18 protein-coding genes and 2 riboswitches are annotated in these 22,259 nt (G+C 72.8%); of the genes, 7 read left to right on the top strand and 11 right to left on the bottom strand.

Features of this window, described 5'->3' with window-relative positions:
* Positions 1-21: 21 nt before the first annotated feature.
* Positions 22-1,503, bottom strand: coding sequence for a PrsW family intramembrane metalloprotease (locus tag AB0A95_RS07165; RefSeq protein WP_357554730.1), 1,482 nt, complete (start codon positions 1,501-1,503; stop codon positions 22-24).
* A 22-nt stretch (positions 1,504-1,525) separates the two neighbouring features.
* A riboswitch (SAM riboswitch) is annotated at positions 1,526-1,646 on the top strand.
* A gap of 46 nt (positions 1,647-1,692) precedes the next feature.
* On the opposite strand from AB0A95_RS07165, the gene AB0A95_RS07160 reads away from it, so the two are divergent.
* Positions 1,693-2,955 carry an aminotransferase class V-fold PLP-dependent enzyme gene (locus AB0A95_RS07160; protein ID WP_357554729.1) on the top strand — a complete coding sequence of 421 codons (1,263 nt, stop codon included), beginning with the start codon at positions 1,693-1,695 and terminating at the stop codon, positions 2,953-2,955.
* Between the two features lie 48 nt (positions 2,956-3,003).
* Here the strand turns inward: AB0A95_RS07160 and AB0A95_RS07155 are convergent, their stop codons facing one another.
* Positions 3,004-4,206 carry an FUSC family protein gene (locus tag AB0A95_RS07155; protein ID WP_357554751.1) on the bottom strand — a complete coding sequence of 401 codons (1,203 nt, stop codon included), beginning with the start codon at positions 4,204-4,206 and terminating at the stop codon, positions 3,004-3,006.
* A gap of 178 nt (positions 4,207-4,384) precedes the next feature.
* Between AB0A95_RS07155 and AB0A95_RS07150 the strand changes: the two genes are divergently transcribed.
* Positions 4,385-5,047: a metal-dependent phosphohydrolase gene (locus tag AB0A95_RS07150; RefSeq protein WP_357554728.1), complete on the top strand. Its 663-nt coding sequence runs from the start codon at positions 4,385-4,387 to the stop codon at positions 5,045-5,047.
* Here the strand turns inward: AB0A95_RS07150 and AB0A95_RS07145 are convergent.
* A complete protein-coding gene (locus AB0A95_RS07145; protein ID WP_357554727.1) occupies positions 5,013-5,303 on the bottom strand; it encodes a DUF4031 domain-containing protein in 291 nt (96 codons plus the stop codon). The two genes, AB0A95_RS07150 and AB0A95_RS07145, sit on opposite strands and share 35 nt — an antisense overlap.
* A gap of 68 nt (positions 5,304-5,371) precedes the next feature.
* Between AB0A95_RS07145 and AB0A95_RS07140 the strand changes: the two genes are divergently transcribed.
* Complete coding sequence (locus AB0A95_RS07140) at positions 5,372-6,772, top strand: FAD-linked oxidase C-terminal domain-containing protein (RefSeq protein ID WP_357554726.1); 1,401 nt, start codon at positions 5,372-5,374, stop codon at positions 6,770-6,772.
* A 12-nt stretch (positions 6,773-6,784) separates the two neighbouring features.
* Here the strand turns inward: AB0A95_RS07140 and AB0A95_RS07135 are convergent, their stop codons facing one another.
* Positions 6,785-7,318, bottom strand: a complete 534-nt coding sequence (locus AB0A95_RS07135) for a hypothetical protein (protein ID WP_357554725.1) — start codon at positions 7,316-7,318, stop codon at positions 6,785-6,787.
* 88 nt (positions 7,319-7,406) lie between these two features.
* On the bottom strand, positions 7,407-9,221 hold the full coding sequence (locus AB0A95_RS07130; RefSeq protein WP_357554750.1) for a glycerol-3-phosphate dehydrogenase/oxidase: 1,815 nt from the start codon (positions 9,219-9,221) through the stop codon (positions 7,407-7,409).
* A gap of 161 nt (positions 9,222-9,382) precedes the next feature.
* Between AB0A95_RS07130 and AB0A95_RS07125 the strand changes: the two genes are divergently transcribed.
* The 3 genes from AB0A95_RS07125 (at position 9,383) to AB0A95_RS07115 (ending at position 13,284) form a co-directional block, all read left to right on the top strand.
* Positions 9,383-11,956: a S8 family serine peptidase gene (locus tag AB0A95_RS07125; protein WP_357554724.1), complete on the top strand. Its 2,574-nt coding sequence runs from the start codon at positions 9,383-9,385 to the stop codon at positions 11,954-11,956.
* 67 nt (positions 11,957-12,023) lie between these two features.
* Positions 12,024-12,956 (top strand): GNAT family N-acetyltransferase, encoded by a 933-nt coding sequence (locus tag AB0A95_RS07120; protein ID WP_357554723.1) that lies wholly within the window; start codon positions 12,024-12,026, stop codon positions 12,954-12,956.
* A 79-nt stretch (positions 12,957-13,035) separates the two neighbouring features.
* A complete protein-coding gene (locus AB0A95_RS07115) occupies positions 13,036-13,284 on the top strand; it encodes a hypothetical protein (protein WP_357554722.1) in 249 nt (82 codons plus the stop codon).
* A gap of 58 nt (positions 13,285-13,342) precedes the next feature.
* Here AB0A95_RS07115 and groL read toward each other — a convergent pair whose 3' ends face one another.
* Both groL and AB0A95_RS07105 read right to left on the bottom strand, forming a co-directional pair.
* Positions 13,343-14,965, bottom strand: a complete 1,623-nt coding sequence (groL, locus tag AB0A95_RS07110) for a chaperonin GroEL (protein ID WP_030490078.1) — start codon at positions 14,963-14,965, stop codon at positions 13,343-13,345.
* A 389-nt stretch (positions 14,966-15,354) separates the two neighbouring features.
* The gene (locus AB0A95_RS07105; RefSeq protein ID WP_357554721.1) at positions 15,355-15,558 is read right to left on the bottom strand and encodes a cold-shock protein; all 204 of its coding nucleotides are present in this window, start codon (positions 15,556-15,558) and stop codon (positions 15,355-15,357) included.
* Between the two features lie 284 nt (positions 15,559-15,842).
* Here AB0A95_RS07105 and AB0A95_RS07100 point away from each other — a divergent pair, with 284 nt between their 5' ends.
* Entirely contained in the window at positions 15,843-16,373 is a 531-nt protein-coding gene (locus AB0A95_RS07100; protein ID WP_357554720.1) for a GNAT family N-acetyltransferase, read from the top strand.
* Positions 16,374-16,536: 163 nt separating this feature from the next.
* Here AB0A95_RS07100 and paaN read toward each other — a convergent pair whose 3' ends face one another.
* The 4 genes from paaN to AB0A95_RS07080 all read right to left on the bottom strand — a co-directional run bounded on the left by paaN (position 16,537) and on the right by AB0A95_RS07080 (position 22,259).
* A complete protein-coding gene (gene paaN / locus AB0A95_RS07095; RefSeq protein WP_357554719.1) occupies positions 16,537-18,210 on the bottom strand; it encodes a phenylacetic acid degradation protein PaaN in 1,674 nt (557 codons plus the stop codon).
* A 50-nt stretch (positions 18,211-18,260) separates the two neighbouring features.
* Positions 18,261-19,280, bottom strand: a complete 1,020-nt coding sequence (locus tag AB0A95_RS07090) for a GNAT family N-acetyltransferase (RefSeq protein ID WP_357554718.1) — start codon at positions 19,278-19,280, stop codon at positions 18,261-18,263.
* A 476-nt stretch (positions 19,281-19,756) separates the two neighbouring features.
* On the bottom strand, positions 19,757-21,043 hold the full coding sequence (gene thrC, locus AB0A95_RS07085; RefSeq protein WP_357554749.1) for a threonine synthase: 1,287 nt from the start codon (positions 21,041-21,043) through the stop codon (positions 19,757-19,759).
* An 11-nt stretch (positions 21,044-21,054) separates the two neighbouring features.
* Positions 21,055-21,190, bottom strand: a riboswitch (SAM riboswitch).
* Positions 21,191-21,290: 100 nt separating this feature from the next.
* Entirely contained in the window at positions 21,291-22,259 is a 969-nt protein-coding gene (locus tag AB0A95_RS07080; RefSeq protein ID WP_357554717.1) for a DMT family transporter, read from the bottom strand.

Raw genomic sequence — 22,259 nt, 5'->3', positions numbered from 1 at the left:
CCGCCGGCCGGCCCCCAGCCGTCAGGGGTGACCCGGCGGCCACGGCGCCGCCGAGTGCGGGCCGGGCCAGCCGGGCGGGGCGTAGCCCACCGGCCGCGTTGGCGCGGGGAGCAGCACCACCGGGATCGGCACCACCGGCTCGTCCGGCGCGTCCACCGCACGCTGCGTACCGTCGGGAAAGCGCAGGTGGTAGCGGCTGCCGTCCCAGACGCCCACCGGGGCCTGCGGGTCCCGACCGACGAAGAACGACCGGTACGCGCTTATCGCGTCCAGCAACTCCCGCTCCTCCCGCGCGGTCCGCTCCTGGTCGGCGGGTTCGCGGTCCAGGCCGCGCAGCGCCCCGTCGCGCAGGAGGGCCAGTCGGGTGGCGGCGGACTGGTAGCCGCGCATCGCCCGCACCCCGGCGTCGCCGGCCACCCGCCGCGCCCAACTGCGGGCCGCGTGTCGCCTGCCGAGGCTGCTCAGCGCGGCCACCTCGGGCGGGGTCAACCAGCCGGCGCGTACGTAGTCCGGCAGGGTCCGCTCGGTGAGCCGTCCCTCCCAGGCGCGCAGCCAGATCGCGAGACCCACCACGCCGAAGAAGACCGGCACCATCAGACCCAGGAAGCCGTACAGCATGATCAACGCCTCGCCGGTGGCCTGGGTCAGCGTGGGCAGCAGGTTCCACGTGCCGTGCAACATCATCGCCAGCAGCAGGCCGGCGATCGGGGCGAGCACCCGGACCCGGCGGTCCGCCGTCCGGGCCGCGATGCCGAGCCCCACACCGGTCATCGAGGTGAAGAGCGGGTGGGCGAACCCGAACAACAGGATCCGCAGGATGAAGATCCCGATGACCTGCTGGATGCCGGTGATCGGCCCATAGCGCTCGGCACCCGCCGCGTAGCCCAGACCGCCCAGGTAGAGGATGTTCTCCACCATCGCGAAGCCGACCGCGGACAGCCCGCAGTAGACAAGGCCGTCGGTGATCCCGGACCACTCCCGCCGGCGGAACGCCAGCAGCAGGATCGGGCCCAGCGCCTTGGTCAACTCCTCGATGAAGGGTGCCACCAGCACGCCGGTGAGCGCGTCCGGCAGCCCCCAGTCGGCGAACCGCCCGGCGGCGAACTCGTTCACCTTGAGTGAGGCGGCGGTGGAGACGAACGCCCCCCAGGTGAAGCAGAAGACCAGATACCTCAGTGGCTCCGGCTCGTACCGGTCCAGCCAGAGGAAGCAGGCGACGAGCACCGGCACCGGCAGGACGGCCGCGAGCAGGCCGACCAGCAGCGCCTGTAGCCCGAGCGACTCGCCGAGCTTGAGGACCATGAACGACGCGCACGCGGCGATGAACACCGCCACCCCGGCCAGTGCCAGGAACCGCCAGACCTTGCTGTGCTGCGGCATCGGAGGCGCCTCGCCGGTGGACTGGGCCGCGGGCACGGGCGGCGGCGACGGCAGCGGTGAACCGGGCGGGGTGTCGGCCATGCGGTCAGCGTAGCCATCCGCCGCCGGCTGGTCCGGTCGCATCGGCAGCGCTATGCTGCGGACAGGTCACGAGCGCCAGCGTCAAGCCCCGGCTTGCTGGCCGGCAACCCTCGTCGAGTTCGCGGTGGGGTGCCCCGGGTGATGACCGGGCCCAGCCCGATCGGCGTGCTGGGCAAGCGCGGACCCCGTCCCGATGCCGCACCCGGGGTCCCTGACCCCGGAGGCTCCGGCGTGCCCGTCACCCTCGTTCCCTCGCTGCCCACCCTGCCCACTGTCGCGTCGTCGGCGCCCCTCGACGTCCTCGGCGTGCCGGGCGAGACCAACCTGGACTACGCGGCCACCGCACCGTGCGCGCGGGCCGCCGCCGACGCGGTGGCCGAGCTGCTGCCCTGGTACGCCAGCGTGCATCGCGGCGCGGGAGCGCTGTCCCGGCGCTGCACCCTCGCGTACGAGCAGGCCCGGCAGACGATCGGTGACTTCTTCGGCGCCCGCGCCGACGACCACGTGCTCTTCACCCGCAACACCACGGACGCGCTCAACCTGCTGGCGCGGGCGCTGCCGGCCGGCACGACAGTCGTTACCTTCGCGGGCGAGCACCACGCCAACCTGCTGCCCTGGCCGCGCGGCTCGGTGCGGCTGCCGGTGCCCAGCGATCCCGCCGGGGCGGTACGCGACCTCGCCGCCGCCCTCACCGAGTTGCGCCGGGGCAACAGCCCGGCGCTGCCGGTGCTCGTCGCGGTGACCGGTGCGAGCAACGTGACAGGTGAGCGGTGGCCGGTCACCGAGCTGGCCCGGGTGGCCCACCGGCACGGTGCCCGGATCGTGCTCGATGCCGCGCAACTCGCCCCGCACGCCCCGGTCGACCTGTCCACGCTCGACGTCGACTACCTGGCCGTGTCCGGCCACAAGCTGTACGCGCCGTTCGGCGCGGGCGTGCTGATCGGCCGGGCGGACTGGCTGGACGCCGCCCCGCCCTACCTGGCGGGTGGGGGCGCCACCAGCCACGTCGGGCCGGCCACCCACGACGTGACCTGGGCGACCGGTCCGGCCCGGCACGAGGGCGGCACCCCGAACCTGCTGGGCGCGGTGGCGCTGGCGGCGGTGTGCACCGCGCTCGGCGAGGCCGACCGGGTCGCGCTGGCCGCCCGTGAGCAGGCACTGCTGGCCCGACTGCGCAGCGGCATCGCCGCCCTGCCGCACGTGGTGGAGCTGCGCACCTTCGCCCCGGACGCGCCCCGCGTCGGCATCGTCTCGTTCGTGGTGGCCGGCTGGGACTCCGCCGACGTGGCCGCGCGGTTGGCCAGTGCGCACCGGATCGGTGTACGCGACGGGTTGTTCTGTGCCCACCCGCTGGCCCGGCGGCTGCTCGCCGAGGCGGCGGGGCGCAGCGGCAGACGTGACCTTCCGCCCACCGCGTTGCGCGCCAGCATCGGCCTGGGCAGCACCGTCGACCAGGTGGACCGGCTCCTCGGGGCGCTCGCCGAGCTGGGCTGAGGCCCGGCCGGTGACGGGGGCCGCTCAGCCGACGGGCGGCGGGGCCGCTCAGCCGACCGGCGGCGCGGTGGGCGGCTTCGGCGCCTCGCCCGCTTCGGCCGGCTCACCGGCGGGTCGCTCCTGCTCACCGAAGGCGGTGCGGATCCACCGGTTCGCCTCCTCCTGCTCGATGCCGGAGGCCACCAGCAGGTCGCTGGCGGTGGTCCGGATCTGGGCGACGATCACGCTGCCGGAGAAACCCACCCCGGCGCCGTACGCCCGGCCGGCCTCGCTGACCGCCCGCAGCGACCGTTCCCGGGCCTTCGCCGGTTCCTCGCCGACGGCGAACTCGTGTTTGAGCAGCCGGACGGACTCGGCGAGGTGGCCGATCGCGTCCGGCATCGGATCCGGCACCGGTTCCTCGTCCTCGACAAGCGTGACGGACCGGCGGATCAGCGTGCCGCTGTTGCGCATCGCCCGGTCGATCGGGTCGGCCGCCTCCGCGTAGTGGGTCAGCTCGCTGCGGCGGTGCCAGCGGGCCGGGGAGAGGGTGGCGGTCTCCTTCGCGCCCTCGATGGCCTCGGCCAGCGTGGCCAGTTCGTCCTTGTTGTTGCGCAGCCGGTCCAGGGCCCGTTGGATGCTGGCGCGATCCCGGCTGCGCAGCCCGTCGGCGGTGGCGTCGAGCTGGGCGGCGAGCAGGTCCAGGGCGGGTCGGGCCGCCCGGTTGATCACCCGGAGTGGGTTCAGCGGCAGCAGCACGGCGGTCACCAGCAGTGCGACCCCGCCGCCGAGGAACGCGTCGACGAAGCGTGGGATCTCCAGGTTCTGCGTGGAGGGGCTCAGCGTGACGATCAGCACCGCCGTGGCCGCCGCCTGGATGACGATGGCGACGCTCGCCCCCGCGAAGATGGTGAGCAGGATCGCCACAGTGACCACCAGGCCGAGCTGCCAGGCCCCCGTGCCGAGCAGGTAGATCAGGAGGTCGCCGACGGCCACCCCGACCCCGACCCCGACGATCAGCTCCACGGTCCGGCGGAATCGCTGGCCGACCGACGCGGCCAGGGTGCCGACCGCGGAGATCGGCGCGAAGACCGGTTGCGGGTTGCCGAGCAGCTTGTGCGAGATCAGGTACGCGAGCCCGGCGGCCAGTCCCGCCTGCACTGCCAGTCCACCGGCCATCCGGACCCGGTGCAGCCGGTCGTGCAGGGTGGCCCGGCCGCGATGGCGCAGTTGCTGGGTGGCCTCGGCGATGCGTGCGCCGTCGACGTCCACCAGCCCCTCGCGCAGCGCGGTGCGTCGCACCACGGGTGGTCGCTTGTCCCGGGCCACGGCCATGGGCGCGACTACCCGGGACAGGCCCGCTGAATCCTGCCGCCCCGGCGCGCCCTGACCGGCCCGCTGAATCCTGCCGCCCCGGCGCGCGCCCTGGGCGGGATGGCAGACTCGGGCGGTGGTCGATCTCCTGGAACGGTGGCGGGTGGCAGCCCGGGGGGCTGGTGCGAGGGCGGACGCGGGGTCGACCCGTGTCGGGGAGCAACTGCTGGACCGGTGGCGGGAGCCGCACCGGCACTACCACACGGTGGCCCACCTGACGGCGGTGCTCGACGTGGTGGACAAGCACGCCGGGCTGGCCGACCGGGCCGACCTGGTGCGGCTGGCGGCCTGGTGGCACGACGCGGTCTACGACCCCCGGGCCGCGGGTGACGCCAACGAACAGGACAGCGCCGCGCTGGCCGAGAGCGTGCTCACCGGGCTCGGGGTGCCGACGGCCACGGCGGCCGAGGTACGCCGCCTGGTGCTGCTCACCGCCGGACACGCGGTGGGCCCGGACGACCGGGACGGCGCCCTGCTCTGCGACGCGGACCTGGCCGTGTTGGCCGCGCCCCCGGCCGTCTACGACAGGTACGCGGCGGCGATCCGACGGGAGTACGCGCACGTGCCGGAGCCCGCGTTCCGGGCTGGACGGGCCGCCGTGCTGGCTGGCCTGCTGGCGCTGCCCGCGCTGTTCCGGCTGCCGCCGCTTGCCGACCGGTGGGAGGAGGCCGCCCGGGGCAACGTGCGCCGCGAACTGGCCACGCTCAGCGCTGCGGTGCCGCCGACGGGCGCGGGCTGACCAGGTGTTTCGGGCGGCGCAGACCGGCGGCGCGGAGCAACTGGACCAGCTCCCGGCTCGGCACCACCTGGGCGCCGAGCCACACCGCCGCCGCGAACCGGTCGGCCGGGATGTCGTAGTGGTCCCGGTCGAAGCCGCGTCGGGACGCGCCGAGCGCCTCGGCGAAGGCGTGCAGCTCGGCGTACGACACGTCGCTGATCAGGTGCGACCAGAGCCGACCGCGCCACGGCCAGGCCGGCCGGTCCAGATAGAGCATGGCGTCCAAGTTATCCCGCGCAGTTGATCATGTTGATGATCGCCGGTCGGCGACCTAGCCTCGGCTGCATGGCCCCCACCACACTCCTCGACGACCTGCGCGCCGCGCTCGGTGCCGACGCGGTGCTCACCGACCCGGACCTGCTGCGCACGCACCAGCGGGACGAGGCCGACCTGTGCCCGGCCGGCACCCCGCTGGTGGTGACCCGCCCGCGCAGCACCGAACAGGTGGTCGCCGTGGTCCGGGCGGCGGCGCGACACGGCGTACCGGTGGTGCCGCAGGGCGCGCGGACCGGGCTGGCCGGCGCGGCGAACGCGGTGGACGGCGCGGTGGTGCTCAGCACCGTCGCGATGAACGAGATCCGGGAGATCGACCCGGTGAGCCGGATCGCTGTGGTCCAGCCGGGGGTGGTCAACGCGGCGCTGGCCGGGGCGGTGGCCAAGCAGGGGCTGTGGTATCCGCCCGACCCCGGCTCCTGGGAGTCGTCCACGATCGGCGGCAACGTGGCCACCAACGCCGGCGGCATGTGCTGCGTGAAGTACGGCGTGACCACCGAGTACGTGCTCGGCCTGGAGGTGGTGCTCGCCTCGGGTGAGGTGCTGCGCACCGGCCGGCGCACCGCCAAGGGGGTGGCCGGCTACGACCTGACCCGGCTCTTCGTCGGCTCGGAGGGCACCCTCGGCGTGATCACCGAGGTGACAGTGGCGCTGCGGCCCGCTCGGGCGGACTCGCTGACCATGGTGGCGGTCTTCGCGTCCACGGCGGCGGCCGGTGCGGCGGTGGCCGAGATCGCGGCCCGTGGGCTCACCCCCAGCCTGCTGGAACTGCTCGACCAGACCCACCTGCGGGCGATCGAGGCGTACCGGCCGATGGGGTTGCGGACCGACGCGCAGGCCCTGCTGCTGGCCGCCACGGACACCGGCACCCGGGCCGCCGACGACCTGGCCACCCTGGCCGAGGTGTGCACCGCCGCCGGCGCCGACGAGGTGTACGCGGCCACCGACGCGGTGGAGGCGGCGGCGCTGTTGCAGGCTCGGCGACTGTCCCACCCGGCGATGGAGAAGTTCGCTGCCGACACCTACCCGGGCGGCAACGGCGGCCTGGTGATCGACGATGTGGCGGTGCCGCGCGGCTCGCTCGCCGCGCTGCTGGACGGCGTGGCCCGGATCGCGGCGGAGTGCGAGGTGCCGATCGGTGTGGTGGGGCACGCCGGGGACGGCAACATGCACCCGAACATCGTGGTGGACCGGGCCGACCCGGCGAGCGTGCAGCGGGGCCGGCGGGCGTTCGACGAGATCATGCGGCTCGGCCTGGACCTCGGCGGCACCTGCACCGGGGAGCACGGGGTGGGGCTGCTCAAGCGGGACTGGCTGGCCCGGGAGATCGGGCCGGTCGGCGTGCGGGTGCACCAGGCGATCAAGTCGGCGTTGGACCCGGCCGGTCTGCTCAACCCGGGCAAGGTGCTCTGAGCCGGCCCGGCGTCAGCCCTCGATCTCGGCCGGGGTCGCCTGGGTGAGCAGCAGCAGGATCTCGCCGGCGACCGGCGTGCGCTCCTCGCCGGGGCAGTCCTGCGAGGTGATCAGCCCGGTGGAGGTCAGGAGGCTGGACGTCAGCGCGTCGATGCAGGTGGTCCGGTACCGCCGGGCCTGATCTGTCTCGTCGGCCAGCGCCGGGGTCGCGAGCAGCACCTGGAGCCGTGCGGTCAACTCCGGGGCGAGCATGCCCCGGGAGGTGACCCCGTCGCCGGCGCAGTCGACGCACTGCCACGCGCCGTCGCGCTCGACGCTCAGGGTGCGCAGTGGGCCGTCCTCACCGAGCCGCTGGATCAGGCTGACCTGGCCGGCGGCGACAGTGGTGGGGATCTCCAGCCGTGCGCCGCCCCCGGCCGAGGCCGTCGACTGCGCCTGCGGTGTGCCCGGCTCGTCCCGGTCGAAGAGCGCACACCCGGCCAGGGCACCGACGAGCGCGACGGCAAGGAGGGGTACGAGCAGACGACGGTGCGCGCGGGGTAGCACGCGCGGAAACCTACCCCACCGTAGGTAGCGTTCGAAACCACCATCCGGGCCGGTATCGCCGGTTACCCCTCGGTAACGTCGCAATTCGTCACCGAGCGGACGGACGCAACCCAACCTGGTCGTCGCCACCCCGGTCGGCCGCGTAACCCCGGACGTCCGGAGCGCCCAGCCGGGCCGCGTCCGCGGCGGCGTCATCCGGCATCAACTGCGACTGCCGCTCCGCCTCCACCCGGGCGCGGTAGTGCTCGACCTCCCGGGCCCGGGTCGCCGCGTCCCAGCCGAGCACCGCGCCCATCAACTCGGCGGTGTGCTCGGCCGACTCCAACCCTCGATGGCTGGTCTCGAACGAGATCCGGGTCCGCCGGGTCAGCACGTCCTCCAGGTGCAGCGCACCCTCGGCCCGCGCCGCGTAGGCGACCTCCGCGGCCAGGTATTCCGGGGCACCGGCCAGCGGGGAGGCGAGCAGCGGATCGGCGTCGACAAGCGCCAACAGGTCCAGGGTGAGGGTGCCGTACCGCTCCAGCAGGTGCTCCACCACGCCCACCGGCACGCCGTGCCGCCGGGCCAGGTCGGCCCGGTCCCGCCACATCGCCGGGTAGCCGTCCGCACCCAGCAGAGGCAGATCGGCGGTACGCGACGAGCGCGCGCCGCCGAGCCGGCGGACGGCGCGGTCGACCACGTCGGACGCCATCACCCGGTACGTCGTGTACTTGCCACCGGCCACCAGCAGCAGCCCGAGCATCGGCTCGAAGACCGCGTGCTCACGGGAGAGTTTCGAGGTCGAGTCGGCCTCGCCGGCCAGCAGTGGTCGCAGCCCCGCGTACACCCCCTCGATGTCGGCGGTGGTCAACGGGCGGTCCAGCACGGTGTTGACCTGCTCCAACAGGTAGTCGATGTCGCGGGCCGAGGCCGCCGGGTGGGACCGGTCCAGTCGCCAGTCGGTGTCCGTCGTACCGATGATCCAGTGCCCGCCCCACGGGATGACGAAGAGCACCGACTTCGCCGTCCGCAGGATGAGCCCCGTCTCGCCGGTGATCGCCGAGCGGGGCACCACCAGGTGCACCCCCTTGGAGGCGCGCACCCGGACGCCGGGCCGCAGGCCCACGTCGTTGAGCATCCGGGACATGTCGTCGCTCCACACGCCGGTGGCGGCGATGACGGTACGGGCCTGCACCTCGAACTCCGCGTCCGGTGAGCCCGCCGGTGCCTCCAGGTCCCGGACGCGTACGCCGGTCACCTCACGCGCCTGCCGGATCAGCCCGACGGCGCGGGCGCTGCTCACCACCGTGGCGCCGAGGCTGGCCGCGGTGCGGGCCAGGGTGACGACCAGCCGGGCGTCGTCGACCTGACCGTCGTAGTAGCGGATCGCCCCGGCCACCGCGTCGGCCCGCAGGCTCGGAAAGATCCGCCGGGCACCCTCCCGGGTCAGGTGCCGGTGCAGTGGCATGCCCCGGCCAGCGCCGAAGACGCCGGCGAAGGCGTCGTAGGCGGCCACGCCGGCACCGTAGTACGAGCGGCGGAAGATCCGCGCCGGCAGGTCCCGCAGGCCCCGCCCGGCGGGCAGCGGCACCAGGAACGGCACCGGGCGCACCAGGTGCGGGGCGAGTCGGGTGGCCAACAGCCCCCGCTCGGTGAGCGCCTCGTGGACCAGGTGGAACTCCAACTGCTCCAGGTAGCGCAGGCCACCGTGGATGAGTTTGCTGGACCGGCTGGACGTCCCGGCGGCGAGATCGCGCGCCTCGACCAGGGCCACCTTCAGGCCCCGGGACGCCGCGTCCAGGGCGGCGCCCGCACCTGTCACACCGCCACCGATGACCAACACGTCGAAGCGCTCGGCGCGCAGTCGGCGCAGGTCGGACGCACGGCGGATCGGCGAGAGCTGACCGGCGACGGCACGGGAGATGTTGGGGTCACGCACCAGTCCACCGTAACCGCAGCGCCGGCATGTCGACATTCGCCGCCGCCCCGTACTGCCTACTGCCCACCGCTCAAGTGCCACTTGCCAGCGGACCGGCAACGCGACGGTCGCGCCAAAACCGTTCACCGCAGTCGTAAGGTTCTCGGATGCAAGGTCAGCCTGTGCAATCCGGACCCAGCGACCACAGTTCTCCGTGGCCGGTGGTCGCGGCCGTGTTCGTCGGCTGCTGGACGGTCGCCGTCACCGTGGCCACCCAGGCCGGTGGTTGGCTCACCGATCAGGTGCTGCTGGGCTTCGGACGCGACCGGGTCGGCTGGCTCTGGCCGGTGCTCGGCCTGGCCACCGTCGTGCTGGTGGGCACACCCGCCCTGCTGCTGGCCGTGCTGCCCCGGTCCACGACGGTCCGGGGCACCGGGCGGGTCTGGCTGGCCGCCACACTCGCCCTCGGGGTGCTCACGCTGCTGCGGGCACTGCCGCCGGTACACCACGAGGCATATCTCGCCGCGCTGGCCGGGGTGGCGTCGCTCAGCGCGCTCGCCGTGCGCCGGTCAGCGCGCCGGCGGGCGTACCCCGGACCGGCCGGCGCGGTCGGCGGCCCGGCACCCGCCGGAGACAGCGACGCCACACGACCCGAGACCACCGGACACGGCCACGCCACACGACCCGAGACCACCGGACACGGCCACGCCACGCGGCCCGAGACCACCGGGAACGCGGAGCCGGTGGGGCGGCGGTGGTTGCGGCGGCCCGCGGCGGTGCCGCTCCTCGCCGTCGCCGCCGGGGTGGGGCTGCTGCTGCCGTGGGCCTGGCTGGGCGCGCTCGGCGGGCTCCTGGAGACGGCGCTCGCGCTCCTGGCCGCCGCCGCGCTCGGGGTGCTGGCCGCGACGCTGCTGGACGACACCCTCTGGTCCCGGTTCGCGAGCGGTCGACCGCCCCGGCCGGCTCGGCTGGTGCTTGTCGGAGGTCTGGTCGCCGGGGTGGCGCTGCTGCTGCTCGCGGCCGGCACCGGCCAGTCCGGCGCGCAGTTGCCCGCGCTGCTGATCCTGCCGCCGGTGGGTTTCGCGCTGGCCGCGCTGTGGGCGGCGGTCTGGCGGCCCGCCGTCGACCCGGCCGACGCCACCCGGGCCGGCCGATCGGCGACCCGCTGGCTGGTGGGCCTTGCCGCACTCGGCCCGCTGGCCTTCACCGACCCGGAAGAGATCACCCTGCTGCTGGTCGGCACCCGGGACATCCCGTTCTGGGTGGGGGCCGCCGCCGGTGTCGGGCTCGCCGTCGCGGTCCTGCTCGCCATCGGGTACGCGGTGCTGCTCGCCCGCCCGACGGCACCTACCCCGAACCGGCGGGTCGCCGCGGTGGCGGCAGTGGTGCTGCTTGTGGCGTTCGGCGCTGTCGACCTCGGCCCCGGCCAGCCGGGCCTGTACGGCGAGCGGCTGTTCGTGGTGCTGCGCGCACAGGCCGACCTGGGCAATCTTCCGGCCGGCCAGCCCGGTCGGGCCGGGCGGGACGCCCGCGCGGCGGAGGTCTACCGGCGGCTGGTGACGACCGCCGAGCAGAGCCAGGGTGACCTGCTGCGGGGGTTGCGCCGGCTGCGCCTCGACCCGGTGTCGTACTACCTGGTCAACGCGGTCGAGGTGGACGGCGGTCCGGCGGTCCGGGCCTGGCTCGCCCGTCGACCGGAGGTGGCCCGGGTGCTGGTCAGTCAGCGTCTGCGCCCGCTGCCGGCCCCCGCCGGGCAGAGCCGGGGCACCGCGCCCAGGCCCACCGGCCCGGAGTGGAACATCCGCCAGATCGGCGCGGACCGGGTGTGGTCCCAGCTCGGGGTCACCGGCACGGGCATCGTGGTCGGCAGCTCGGACTCGGGCGTGGACGGCACCCATCCGGCGCTGCGAACCGGGTTCCGTGGCGGGGACGACTCCTGGTACGACCCGTGGGACGGCAGCCGCAGCCCGACCGACACGGGCGGGCACGGCACCCACACGGTGGGCAGCGCGGTCGGGCGGGACGGCATCGGGGTGGCACCGGACGCGCAGTGGGTGGGCTGCGTCAACCTGGACCGCAACCTCGGCAGCCCGGGGCACTACCTGGACTGCCTCCAGTTCATGCTGGCGCCCTTCCCGGCCGGCGGTGACCCGTTCACCGACGGCCGTCCGGAGCGCGCCCCGCAGGTGCTGACCAACTCGTGGGGCTGCCCACCCATCGAGGGGTGCGACAGGCGCGTGCTGCTCCCGGCCACCGCCGCGTTGGACGCCGCCGGGATCTTCGTGGTCGCCGCCGCCGGCAACACCGGCCCCTGGTGTGCGTCGATCGACGACCCGCCGGCACCGTACGCGGACGTGCTGACAGTGGGGGCGGTGGACGCGCAGCGGCGGGTCGCCGAGTTCTCCTCGCGCGGGCCGGTGTCGGGCGGCACGGGTAAGCCGGACGTGTTGGCGCCGGGTGTGGGTGTGGTGTCGGCGATGCCGGGCGGCACGTACGCGGCGCTGGACGGCACCTCGATGGCGACCCCGCAGGTGGCGGGGGTGGTCGCGCTGATGTGGTCGGCGAATCCGGCGCTTGTCGGAGACGTGGTCCGCACCCGGCAGATCCTGCGGGACACCGCCACGGCGGCGACGCCCACCTACCGGTCCGACAGCCCGTCCGACGCCTGCGGTGCTCCGGCGAACGTCACAGGCGCCGGTCAGGTCGACGCCTTCGCCGCCGTCCGCGCCGCCCAACAATAGGCAGGTTTCCTTCCTGATACGACGGGCGGAAGCGCGGGCCGGCAGGCGGTCATCTATGGTCGCGACCATGGACGCCGAGATCACCGTCACCGAGCTGACCGCCGAGCTGACCCCCACCGTGGTGCGGCTCTGCGAGCAGGCCCTCGACCTGCCCGAGGACGCCGCCGAGGCCGCCTGCCTCGTGGACGTGCTCTGGCCCCGAGCCAGCGCGCACCGGCCGGTGGTCGGGCTGGGCGCGTACCGGGGTGTGGAGCTGGTCGGGGTGCTGTTCTGCTCGGTGTCGTCGACCGAGCCGCACGGCGGGCACGTGGACCTGGTCGCGGTCCTCCCGGAGCACCGCCGCCGGGGCGTCGGCCGGGCACTGCTGCGGCAGGCCGAGCGGGTGCTGGCCGAGCACGGGGTGACCGAGGTGTTGCTGGCCGGGAACCCGCCGTACTACGCGTGGCCGGGCGTCGACGTCCGCTACACCCCGGCGGTCTGCGCCGCCCTCGCGCTGGGCTACCAGCAGGACCGGACCGCCTGGAACATGACCGCCGACCTGTCGTACGACGGGTCGCCGGCGCTGCGGCCCACCGAGACCGCCGAGCGGCGGCTGGCCGACCAGGGGGTCACCGTACGCCGGGCGGAGTCGACGGACCTGCCGGCGCTCACCGCGTTCGCCAGGTCCACCTTCGGCGGCACGTGGGACGGCGAGTTGGCCGGTTCGGTGGGTCGGGACGGCGCTGGCTGCCACCTGGCGGAGCGGGACGGCGAGGTGCTCGGCTTCGCCGCGTACGGGTCGTCCCGGCCGAGCTGGTTCGGGCCGACGGGCACCGCGCCGGCCGCCGAGGGGCTGGGCATCGGTGGTGTGCTGCTGCGACGCTGCCTGGCCGACCAGCGGGCAGCGGGGCTGACCCGGGCGGAGATCGGCTGGGTGGGGCCGGTCCCGTTCTACTCGCGCAGCGCGGGTGCGCGCATCGAGCGGGTCTTCTTCCTGTACCGCCGGACACTGTCCGCATAACCGGGGCAAACGGGGACATAGAGCCATTCGCCCGCACCGGCCATCGACGCCCCCTACCGTCTTGGTAGAGGAGGCAGCCATGACCACGGATGACGACCAGACCGAGGACGGCCCGCCGATCACCTGGAAACCGGTCGGCGAACTCCCCGGCCAACTGCCGTTCGACCGGCTCGACTACGGCGACGCCGAGCAACTGGCCGAGATGACCACCGACGACTCGCCGTCGGTGGTCGAGCAGCCGCAGGAGATGGTGGACGCGCCGATCCAACTGCTCCCGCCGTACGACCGGGCGCACAAACGGCGCAACCAGCGCCCACTGCCCACCTGACGACGAACGGGGCGGACCGCGTCAGCGGCCCGCCCCGTTCGGTGTGTCGGAACTGGACTCAGAAGTCCATGTCCCCGCCACCCGGGCCAGCCGGGGCAGCCGGGGTCTTCTCCGGCTTGTCCGCGACGACGGCCTCGGTGGTGAGGAACAGCGCCGCGATCGAAGCGGCGTTCTGCAGCGCCGAGCGCGTCACCTTGGCCGGGTCGATGATGCCCGCGGCCAGCAGGTCGACGTACTCGCCGTTGGCGGCGTTGAGGCCGTGACCCGCTTCGAGGTTACGGACCTTCTCCACCACGACGCCGCCCTCGAGGCCGGCGTTGACGGCGATCTGCCGCAGCGGGGCGTCCAGCGCGACCTTGACGATGTTCGCACCGGTCGCCTCGTCGCCGACCAGGTCGAGCTTGTCGAAAGCGGTCTTGCCGGCCTGGACCAGCGCGACGCCACCACCCGGGACGATGCCCTCCTCGACGGCGGCCTTCGCGTTGCGAACGGCGTCCTCGATGCGGTGCTTGCGCTCCTTGAGCTCGACCTCGGTGGCCGCGCCGACCTTGATGACCGCAACGCCGCCGGCCAGCTTGGCCAGCCGCTCCTGCAGCTTCTCCCGGTCGTAGTCGGAGTCGCTCTTGTCGATCTCGGCCCGGATCTGGTTGACCCGGCCCTGGATCTGCTCGGCGTCACCGGCACCGTCGACGATGGTGGTCTCGTCCTTGGTCACCACGACCTTGCGGGCGCGGCCCAGCATGTCGAGGCTGGCGGCGTCGAGCTTGAGGCCGACCTCCTCGCTGATGACCTGGCCACCGGCGAGGATGGCGATGTCGGTCAGCATGGCCTTGCGGCGGTCACCGAAGCCCGGCGCCTTGACGGCGACCGACTTGAAGGTGCCACGGACCTTGTTGACCACCAGGGTGGCGAGGGCCTCGCCCTCCAGGTCCTCGGCGATGATCAGCAGCGGCTTGCCCGACTGCATGACCTTCTCCAGGATCGGGAGCAGGTCCTTCACCGAGGAGATCTTGCTGTTGGCGATCAGGATGTACGGGTCGTCGAAGACGGCCTCCATACGCTCCGGGTCGGTCATGAAGTAGGCCGAGATGTAGCCCTTGTCGAAGCGCATGCCCTCGGTGAGCTCCAGCTCCAGCCCGAAGGTGTTGCTCTCCTCGACGGTGATGACGCCTTCCTTGCCGACCTTGTCCATCGCCTCGGCGATGATCTCGCCGACGGTGCTGTCGCCAGCGGAGATGGAGGCGGTGGAGGCGATCTGCTCCTTGGTCTCGACGTCCTTGGCGAGCTTGGACAGCTCCTCCGAGACGCTCGCGACCGCGGCCTCGATGCCCCGCTTCAGGGCCATCGGGTTGGCGCCGGCGGCCACGTTGCGCAGGCCCTCGCGAACCAGGGCCTGGGCCAGGACGGTCGCCGTCGTCGTGCCGTCACCGGCAACGTCGTCGGTCTTCTTGGCGACCTCCTTGACCAGCTCAGCGCCGATCTTCTCGTACGGGTCCTCGAGCTCGATCTCCTTGGCGATGCTCACACCATCGTTGGTGATGGTGGGGGCACCCCACTTCTTCTCGAGCACGACGTTGCGGCCCTTGGGGCCGAGGGTCACCTTTACGGCGTCGGCGAGCTGGTTCATGCCCCGCTCGAGGCCGCGGCGCGCCTCTTCGTCGAACGCGATCATCTTGGCCATACGGCGTTGTCCTCCTGGACACTCACGGGCCATCCGAGATGTGTGCCCCGGATGGGCCGCCTGGTGTACGCACCTTGGGACGTCGCCACCTGGCGACGACGACGTCCTTCGGCCGGGCCGGATAGCCCGCGACGACCGGCCATGTGCCGCCCCGGCGTCTCCACGCCGGTGCAACCTGGCCCCACCGTCCCGACCATTGGCACTCGCGGTATGCGAGTGCCAATGACTTGTTTAGCACTCTCCCCTGCCGAGTGCAAGCACGATGGGCCCGCTCAGCCGAGTTCCGTCGCCAGTCCGGCAGCGTTCACCGGCGCCTCATGGGCGCGCTGCTCCGCGTACGCCGCTGCCGCCAGCCCCGACGCGCGGGGCCTACCGAGGAGGAAACAAACTCAGCCGACGACGCGGACGTGCTCGGCCTGCGGGCCCTTCTGACCCTGGGCGATCTCGAACTCCACCCGCTGGCCGTCGTCGAGCGCCTTGTAGCCGTCCATCTCGATCGCGGAGAAGTGAACGAACACGTCCTGACCGCCGTCGACGGCGATGAAGCCGTAGCCCTTTTCGGCGTTGAACCACTTCACGCTGCCCTGTGCCACGGTGCACTTCCCTCACTCTGCGCGGTGTCGCCTGACCTGGCGCACGGCACGGCCGGACGCCCACCGGCCACCACCTCGGCGATCGATGGCGACCATTGGATAAGGTGACCGAAATCGCACGCTACACGAGGAGTGACGGCCGCGCACGGCCACAAATCTGACACCTTCCGGGGCGGTCCGACTGCGCCGGTCGGCCGGGTTTCCGATCCCACCGGATCCACGTCGATGACTGCCCCACGCAGCTCGGCCGCGCCGGCCACCGACCCTGTGGTAGGCATGCGGGCATGACCACCGATGCGGGCGCGACCGCCCTGCGGCGGGCAGAGATCCGCCGGGTCCGACCGGAGGACGCCGCCCGGATGCGGGCACTGCGTCTGGAGATGCTCGCCGACGCACCGTTGGCCTTCCTGGAGACTCTGGCGGACGCGGCGGCCCGACCGCACGCCGAGTTCGCCGCCCGGGTCGCGTACACCTCGACCGGCCCCGGCAACGCGCAGTTCGTCGCCGACCCGGGTGGTCGGCTGCTCGGACACGCCGGTGGCACTGTCGCCCCGAACGAACCCGGGCTCACCGTGGTCTACGCCGTGTACGTCACGCCGGCCTGGCGGGGCAGCGGGCTGCTCGGCGGGCTGGTCGAGGGGGTGGCCGCCTGGTCACGGGCCTGCGGCCGGCCGAAGCTGCTGCTGGAGGTGGTGGTCGGCAACGACCGCGCCTACCGCGCCTACCAACGCCTGGGTTTCAAAGACACCGGCGTACGCGTCCCCCACCCCACCATCCCAGCCCTGACCGAGCTACAAATGCGCCGAACTGCCTAGAACAAGAGAACCCATCCCAAGGCAGAACTGATGGCTTAGAAAAGCCGGCAGTGACGCCACCGTCGTGCCCACGGCAGGGTTTCCGGGGCAGCCCGCCCCGCGCAGGGATCAAGCCTGACCGCCCGGAGCGGGGTGCGCTGCCCGGAAACCCCAACCGCAACCACTACACGTGACGCCGCGACTGAACGATCCGGAACCGGTTGGCCACGTACGCCCCGTCGGTCAACGCCGAGTTCGCCGCCGCGTTGGCGCCACTGCCGTGGAAGTCGGAGAACGCCGCCGACTGGTTCACGAAGACCCCGCCGGTGAGGTTGCAGGACAGGTGCACACCGACCTCGACAGCCACCGCCTCGGTGGCGTCCAGCACCGCCTCGTCGGTGGAGTAGACCCCTGCGGTGAGCGCACCCTTCTCGCCGACCGTCCGGCGCAGCAACTCCAGGCTGTGCGCGGTGGAGTCGGTAGCGATGGCGAACGAGATCGGCCCGAACCACTCCCGGCCGTACGTCTCCGCGTCGTCCGCGGCCAGCTTCACGATCGTCGGGGTACGCACCACCGCGTCCGCGTACGCCGGGTGGGTCACGGCCCGTGACTCCAGCACCGGCTCGCCCACCTTGGTGACCTCGGCCAGCCGTTCCAGCACCCCGTCGTTGACGATGGCGCCGGTCAGCTCGACGCCCCGCGCCGGGTCGGCGGTCAGCTTGCCGACCGCGGCGGCGATCCCGCCGGCCACCTCGTCGAAGCTCTTGTGACCCTGGTCGGTCTCGATGCCACCGGCCGGGATGAGGATGTTCTGCGAGGTGGTGCACATCTGACCGCTGTACAGAGTCAGCGTGAAACCGAGGTTGCGGCACATGCCGGCGAAGTCGTCGGTGGAGTCGATGACAACGGTGTTGAGGCCGGCCTTCTCGGTGTAGACCGAGGCCTGCCGGGCGTGCGTCTCCAGCCAGTCGCCGTACTCCGTGGAGCCGGTGAAGTCGACGATCTTCACGGCGCGGTGCAGGGCCAGGTCGCTGGCGAGCTTCTCACCGGGAGCCTCGGCCGCCAACATGATCAGGTTCCTGTCGAACCCGGCCTCGGCGAGCACCTCCCGGGCGTACTTCACGGTGATGGCCAGCGGCAGCACCGCGCGCGGGTGCGGCTTGACGAGCACCGGGTTGCCGGTGACCAGTGAGGCGAACAGCCCGGGGTACGAGTTCCAGGTCGGGAAGGTGTTGCAGCCGATCACCAGCGCCACCCCACGCGGCACCACGTGGAACGTCTTGGTCATCCGCAGCGGGTCACCCTTGCCGGCGGCCTTCTCCCAGCCAGCCGTGCCCGGGTGCCGGGTCATCTCCGCGTACGCGTACGCCAGCGCCTCCAACGCCCGGTCCAGCGCGTGGGCACCGCCGGCCTGGAAGGCCATCACGAACGCCTGCCCGCTGGTGAACTGCACCGCGTTGGCCAGCTCGAAGATGTGCTTGTGCAGCCGATCGAGGATCTCCAGGCAGACACCGACGCGGGCCTGCGGGCCGGCGTCACGCCAGGCCGGCAGCGCCGCGGAGGCCGCGTCGACCAGCTCACCGGGGCCGGCGTGCGGATACCGCACCGCCAACTCCACCCCGAACGGGCTCGTCTCGGTGGCGACCCGAGCGCCGCTGCCCGGCTGGTCGAGCGGAAAGTCACAGCCGAGGTACGCCTCGAAGGCGGCCTTGCCGTCGGCGGCGGCGGTCTCGCCGTACACCCGGGGGCTGGGAGATTCGGGATAGGCGGACCAGTAGCCCCGCTCCGTGATCGCGGTCAGCGCACGGGTGAGGGTGTCGGCGTGCCTGTCGTACAGGGGATGCGGGGTCTCCGTCATGCCCGCCATCATGCCTGAGTCACGTCCGTGAGCAGTAGCGCGAATGCCGGTCAGAGCGTGAGCTGCCAGTCGGTCCAGGAGTCCATCGGACGGAAGCCGAGCTGCTCGTTGATCGCCACCATGTAGGTGTTGCTGGCCGCGTTCATCGTGTCGATCACACGGACAGCCGGCTCGTGGGTGAGCAGGTGGTGCAGGTTCTCGGCCTTGGCGATCAGGCCCAGCCGGTGCCCACGGTGGGCCGGGTCGACGATGGTGATCTGCTGGAACGCGTGCCAGTCGGCGGAGGCGCCCACGTCCAGCAGGGTCCAGGCGACCAGCCGACCGGACGCCTCGTGGCGCATCGCGAGGTGGTAGCGCCGCCGGCCCCTGGCGTCCAACGCCCGGTCGTTGCCACGGATGCGCTCGGCGTCCACCCGCTCCGGCTCCCACTGCACGTCGCCCAGCGGCGCGTCCATGAGCAACCGGCCGTCCAGGTAGGCGATGTCGGAGACGTGCTCCTGCGGGGTCGCGCCCTGCCAGCAGACCGACCGGTAGCCCTCGGCCAGCGGGCGGGCCTCGGCCAGCGCCGCGCGCAGCGCGATCCGGTCGATCTCGCCGATGTCGAGCCGCCGACGCACCTCGGCGAGGGCGGGCTGGGCTCCGGTGGCGGCGGCGAACGCGTCGCCCGCCACGCTTCGGGCTGGTCCCTCGGGCAGCGCGGAGACGGTCCTCCCGAGCACCCGCTTGCGGCCGTGCTCCCGTAGCAGGCGCACCCCGTACTCGTGCAGTGCCCGGCCGACGCCCCGCCGCCGCCACTCGGGATGCACCATCAGCTCGACGCTGGAGTTGTCGGTGTTGTCGAGATGTGGCAGGTCGAGCTGGAGGTAACCGGCGGGCACCCCGTCCAGCCGGGCCAGCGCCCAGAGCGACTCGGTGCCCGGCATCGGCGCGTGGAACAGCGCGTCGAAGCGTTGCCGGCAGAAGGGCGGAAGGTCCGGCAGATCGACGTCTCGGGCCACCGCCCCGATCAGGTACGCCGCGTCGACGGCGGCTCGGTCGGCACTGTCGAACGACGCGATCGTGATGCTCATGCGGTGAGCGTGCGCCCCGGGAAAGCGATCGGGCCAGCGAATTATTCGCTGGCCCGATCGGACGTGGTCGGGAGGGACACTCGCACAACGCCTCCGGCGTTGGGTCGCAAGAACTTCAAAAGTCTTCGGCGAAATGCCCTCCCGCACGGAGCATCTTGCGCCGTCCGGTTCCTGCCGTCAAGTCCGCGGCGGGGGGTTTTCCATACTCACAGCGAAAGCCCAGTTACGCGAATGATCAACCTGGTCCCCCTTTCGGGCGATCCCCCACCCCCTGCCAAGCCAGCACGGGCCGCCCCGGCACGGCACGGCGCTTGGTCCACTCGGGTTTCCTGAAAAGGCGGTGTCTGGGCCGGGCGGATACCGCGCCCTTCAGGAACCGAGTGGATCAACCTGACCGACAGCCGCCGGCAAGACCCGCGCAGCCAGCACGAGGCGGCGGGGCGAAGCGGGGCGGCAGGGCGGCGGGGCGGGACGGGTCAGCCGAGGAGGCCGGCGTCGCGGGCGGCGCGCAGCGAGGGCTTGATGTGGTGGGTCGGCCCGACCTGGCCGGCGACCGCGTCGATGGTCTTCAGACCTTCGCCGGTGTTGAACACGACGGTCTCCACTGTCGGGTCGAGCCGACCGGCCTCGACAAGCTTGCGGAGCACCGCCACTGTCACCCCGCCGGCGGTTTCGGCGAAGACACCTGTGGTACGCGCCAGATCGCGGATGCCGGCGCGGATCTCGTCGTCGTCGGCGTACTCCATCCAGCCGCCGGTGCGGCGGACCGCCTCCAGGGCGTAGAGGCCGGCGGCCGGGTCGCCGATGTTGAGCGACTTGGCGATGCCGGTGGGCTTGACCGGAATGATGGTGTCGGTGTCGGCGTGCAGGGCGGTGGCGATCGGGTTGCAGCCGGCGGACTGGGCTCCGAAGACCTTCCACCCACCGGCCGGCGCCTCGACCAGGCCGATCTCGACCAGCTCGGAGAACGCCTTGTCAATCTTGGTGAGCAGCTCCCCGCTGGCCATCGGGATGACCACCTGCGCCGGGATCCGCCAGCCGAGCTGCTCGGCCACCTCGTAGCCGAGGGTCTTGGAGCCCTCCGCGTAGTACGGCCGGACGTTCACGTTGACGAACGCGGTGTCCTCGAACTCGTCGGTCTCCACCAGCTCGCCGCAGAGCCGGTTGACGTCGTCGTACGAGCCGTCGATGGCGACCAGTTCGCCACCGTAGACAGCGGTGGTGATGACCTTGCCCTGTTCCAGGTCGCTGGGGATGAAGACCACCGAGGGCGCCCCGGCGCGGGCGGCGTGCGCGGCAACCGAGTTGGCCAGGTTGCCCGTCGACGCGCAGGCGAACCGGGTGAAACCGAGCGCCTTCGCGGCGGTGAGCGCCACCGAGACGACCCGGTCCTTGAACGAGTGGGTCGGGTTGGCGCTGTCGTCCTTGACCCACAGCGGTGCGGAGATGCCCAGCTCGGCGGCGAGGTGCGGGGCCGCGACCAGCGGGGTCAGCCCCGGGTCGAGGGTGACCCGACTGGCCGGGTCCTGACCGGCGGGGAGCAGCGCGGCGTACCGCCAGATGTTCTTCGGACCGGCCTCGATCTGCTCGCGGGTGACGGCGGCCAGGGCGGCGGTGTCGTAGTCGACCTCGAGCGGGCCGAAACACTCGTAGCAGGCGTGCTGGGCGGCGAGCGGGTAACGGGCCGAACAGGCACGACAGACCAGGGCGCGGGCGGGGCTGGCGGAGGTGTCGATGCCGGAGGCGGCGAGCGTCGACGTCATGTCGAGAAGTCCTCTCATCTTTCCCCACATCGCACCGTGCGGCGGGGACGGAATTGGCACCTGCCCCGCGGGTCGCTCAGCGGTGAGCGCGCGGGGTGGTTGCCGGGGCGTCGTCGGGCCGTATCCCTCAGCCCCTCTGGATGAGGTATGCAGTTGTGCTGCCGAGTCTAGGCAACTCTTCCCGCCGCTTCCACAGCGCATCCCACGCAGTGAGCCGACCGACTCAGCCAGTTACCGGCGGGTGGGGTCAGCGGGCGCTCACCGCCACCGGGTCGACCACCGCGATCCGGTCCGTGGTCGCGGTCGGCCGCAGCGGAGCCGAGGGCCGGGTCCGTGGCCTGGTGGCGAGGTTCGCGGCGACCAGCGCACCGATCGTGATGGCGGCACCGACCAGCTCGATGGGCTCCGGGCGGTAGCCGCGGGCGATCTGCACCGCGAAGGTGACGACCGGGACCAGGTTCATGAACAGCGCGGCGTTGGCGGCACCGAGCCGCCGCACACCGGTGTTCCAGGCCAGGACGGCGATCACCGCGCCGATGACCACCGCGTACGCCAACTGCGGGGTGACCGCGGCGAGGTCGGCGGCGGACGGCGCGTGCTGCCAGCCGACGGCGTCGGCGGCGATGCTCGCGGCCAGCATGGCTGCCGTGCCGGCGAGCGCGGTCAGGGTGGTGAAGCGCAGCGGCGACCAGGCGCCGAACCGGCTGGCACCGTGCGTGTAGATGCCCCAGCCGAGCACCGCGCCGACCATCATCAGCCCACCGAGACCGAACTGGCCGAGCCCGGCCAGGCTCCCGCGGGTGATCACCAGGCCGACTCCGAGGAGCGCCACCAGGGAGAGGGCCAGCAAGAGCGGCTTCGGCCGTACGCCGTCCCGGGCCCAGCGGACCAGTTGGGTGATCAGCGGGGTGGTGGCCACGAAGAGAGCGATCTGCTGCGGCGCGGCGTGTTCGAGCGCCAGGTTGGTGAGCACGTTGAAGCCGGCGAAGCCGACCACGCCGAGCACCACGATCTCGCCCGTTCGGCCGCCGTGCCGCAGCGCACCGGCGCCTTCGCGGAGCAGCAGCACGGCGAGCAGGATGACGGCGGCGAGCAGGTAGCGGGCGGTGGTCAGGTTGAGCGGGTCGACCCGGGTCAGCGCACTGGCCAGGACCGGAAACATCACGCCCCAACCGAGTGCGGCGAGCAGCGGATAGGCGGCGGCACGGGATCGCAT

It is taken from the genome of Micromonospora sp. NPDC049230 (assembly GCF_040647875.1).
GTDB lineage: Bacteria > Actinomycetota > Actinomycetes > Mycobacteriales > Micromonosporaceae > Micromonospora.
Note: the sequence above shows the minus strand (reverse complement) of the source record. Positions and strands in the feature narration are given on the sequence as shown.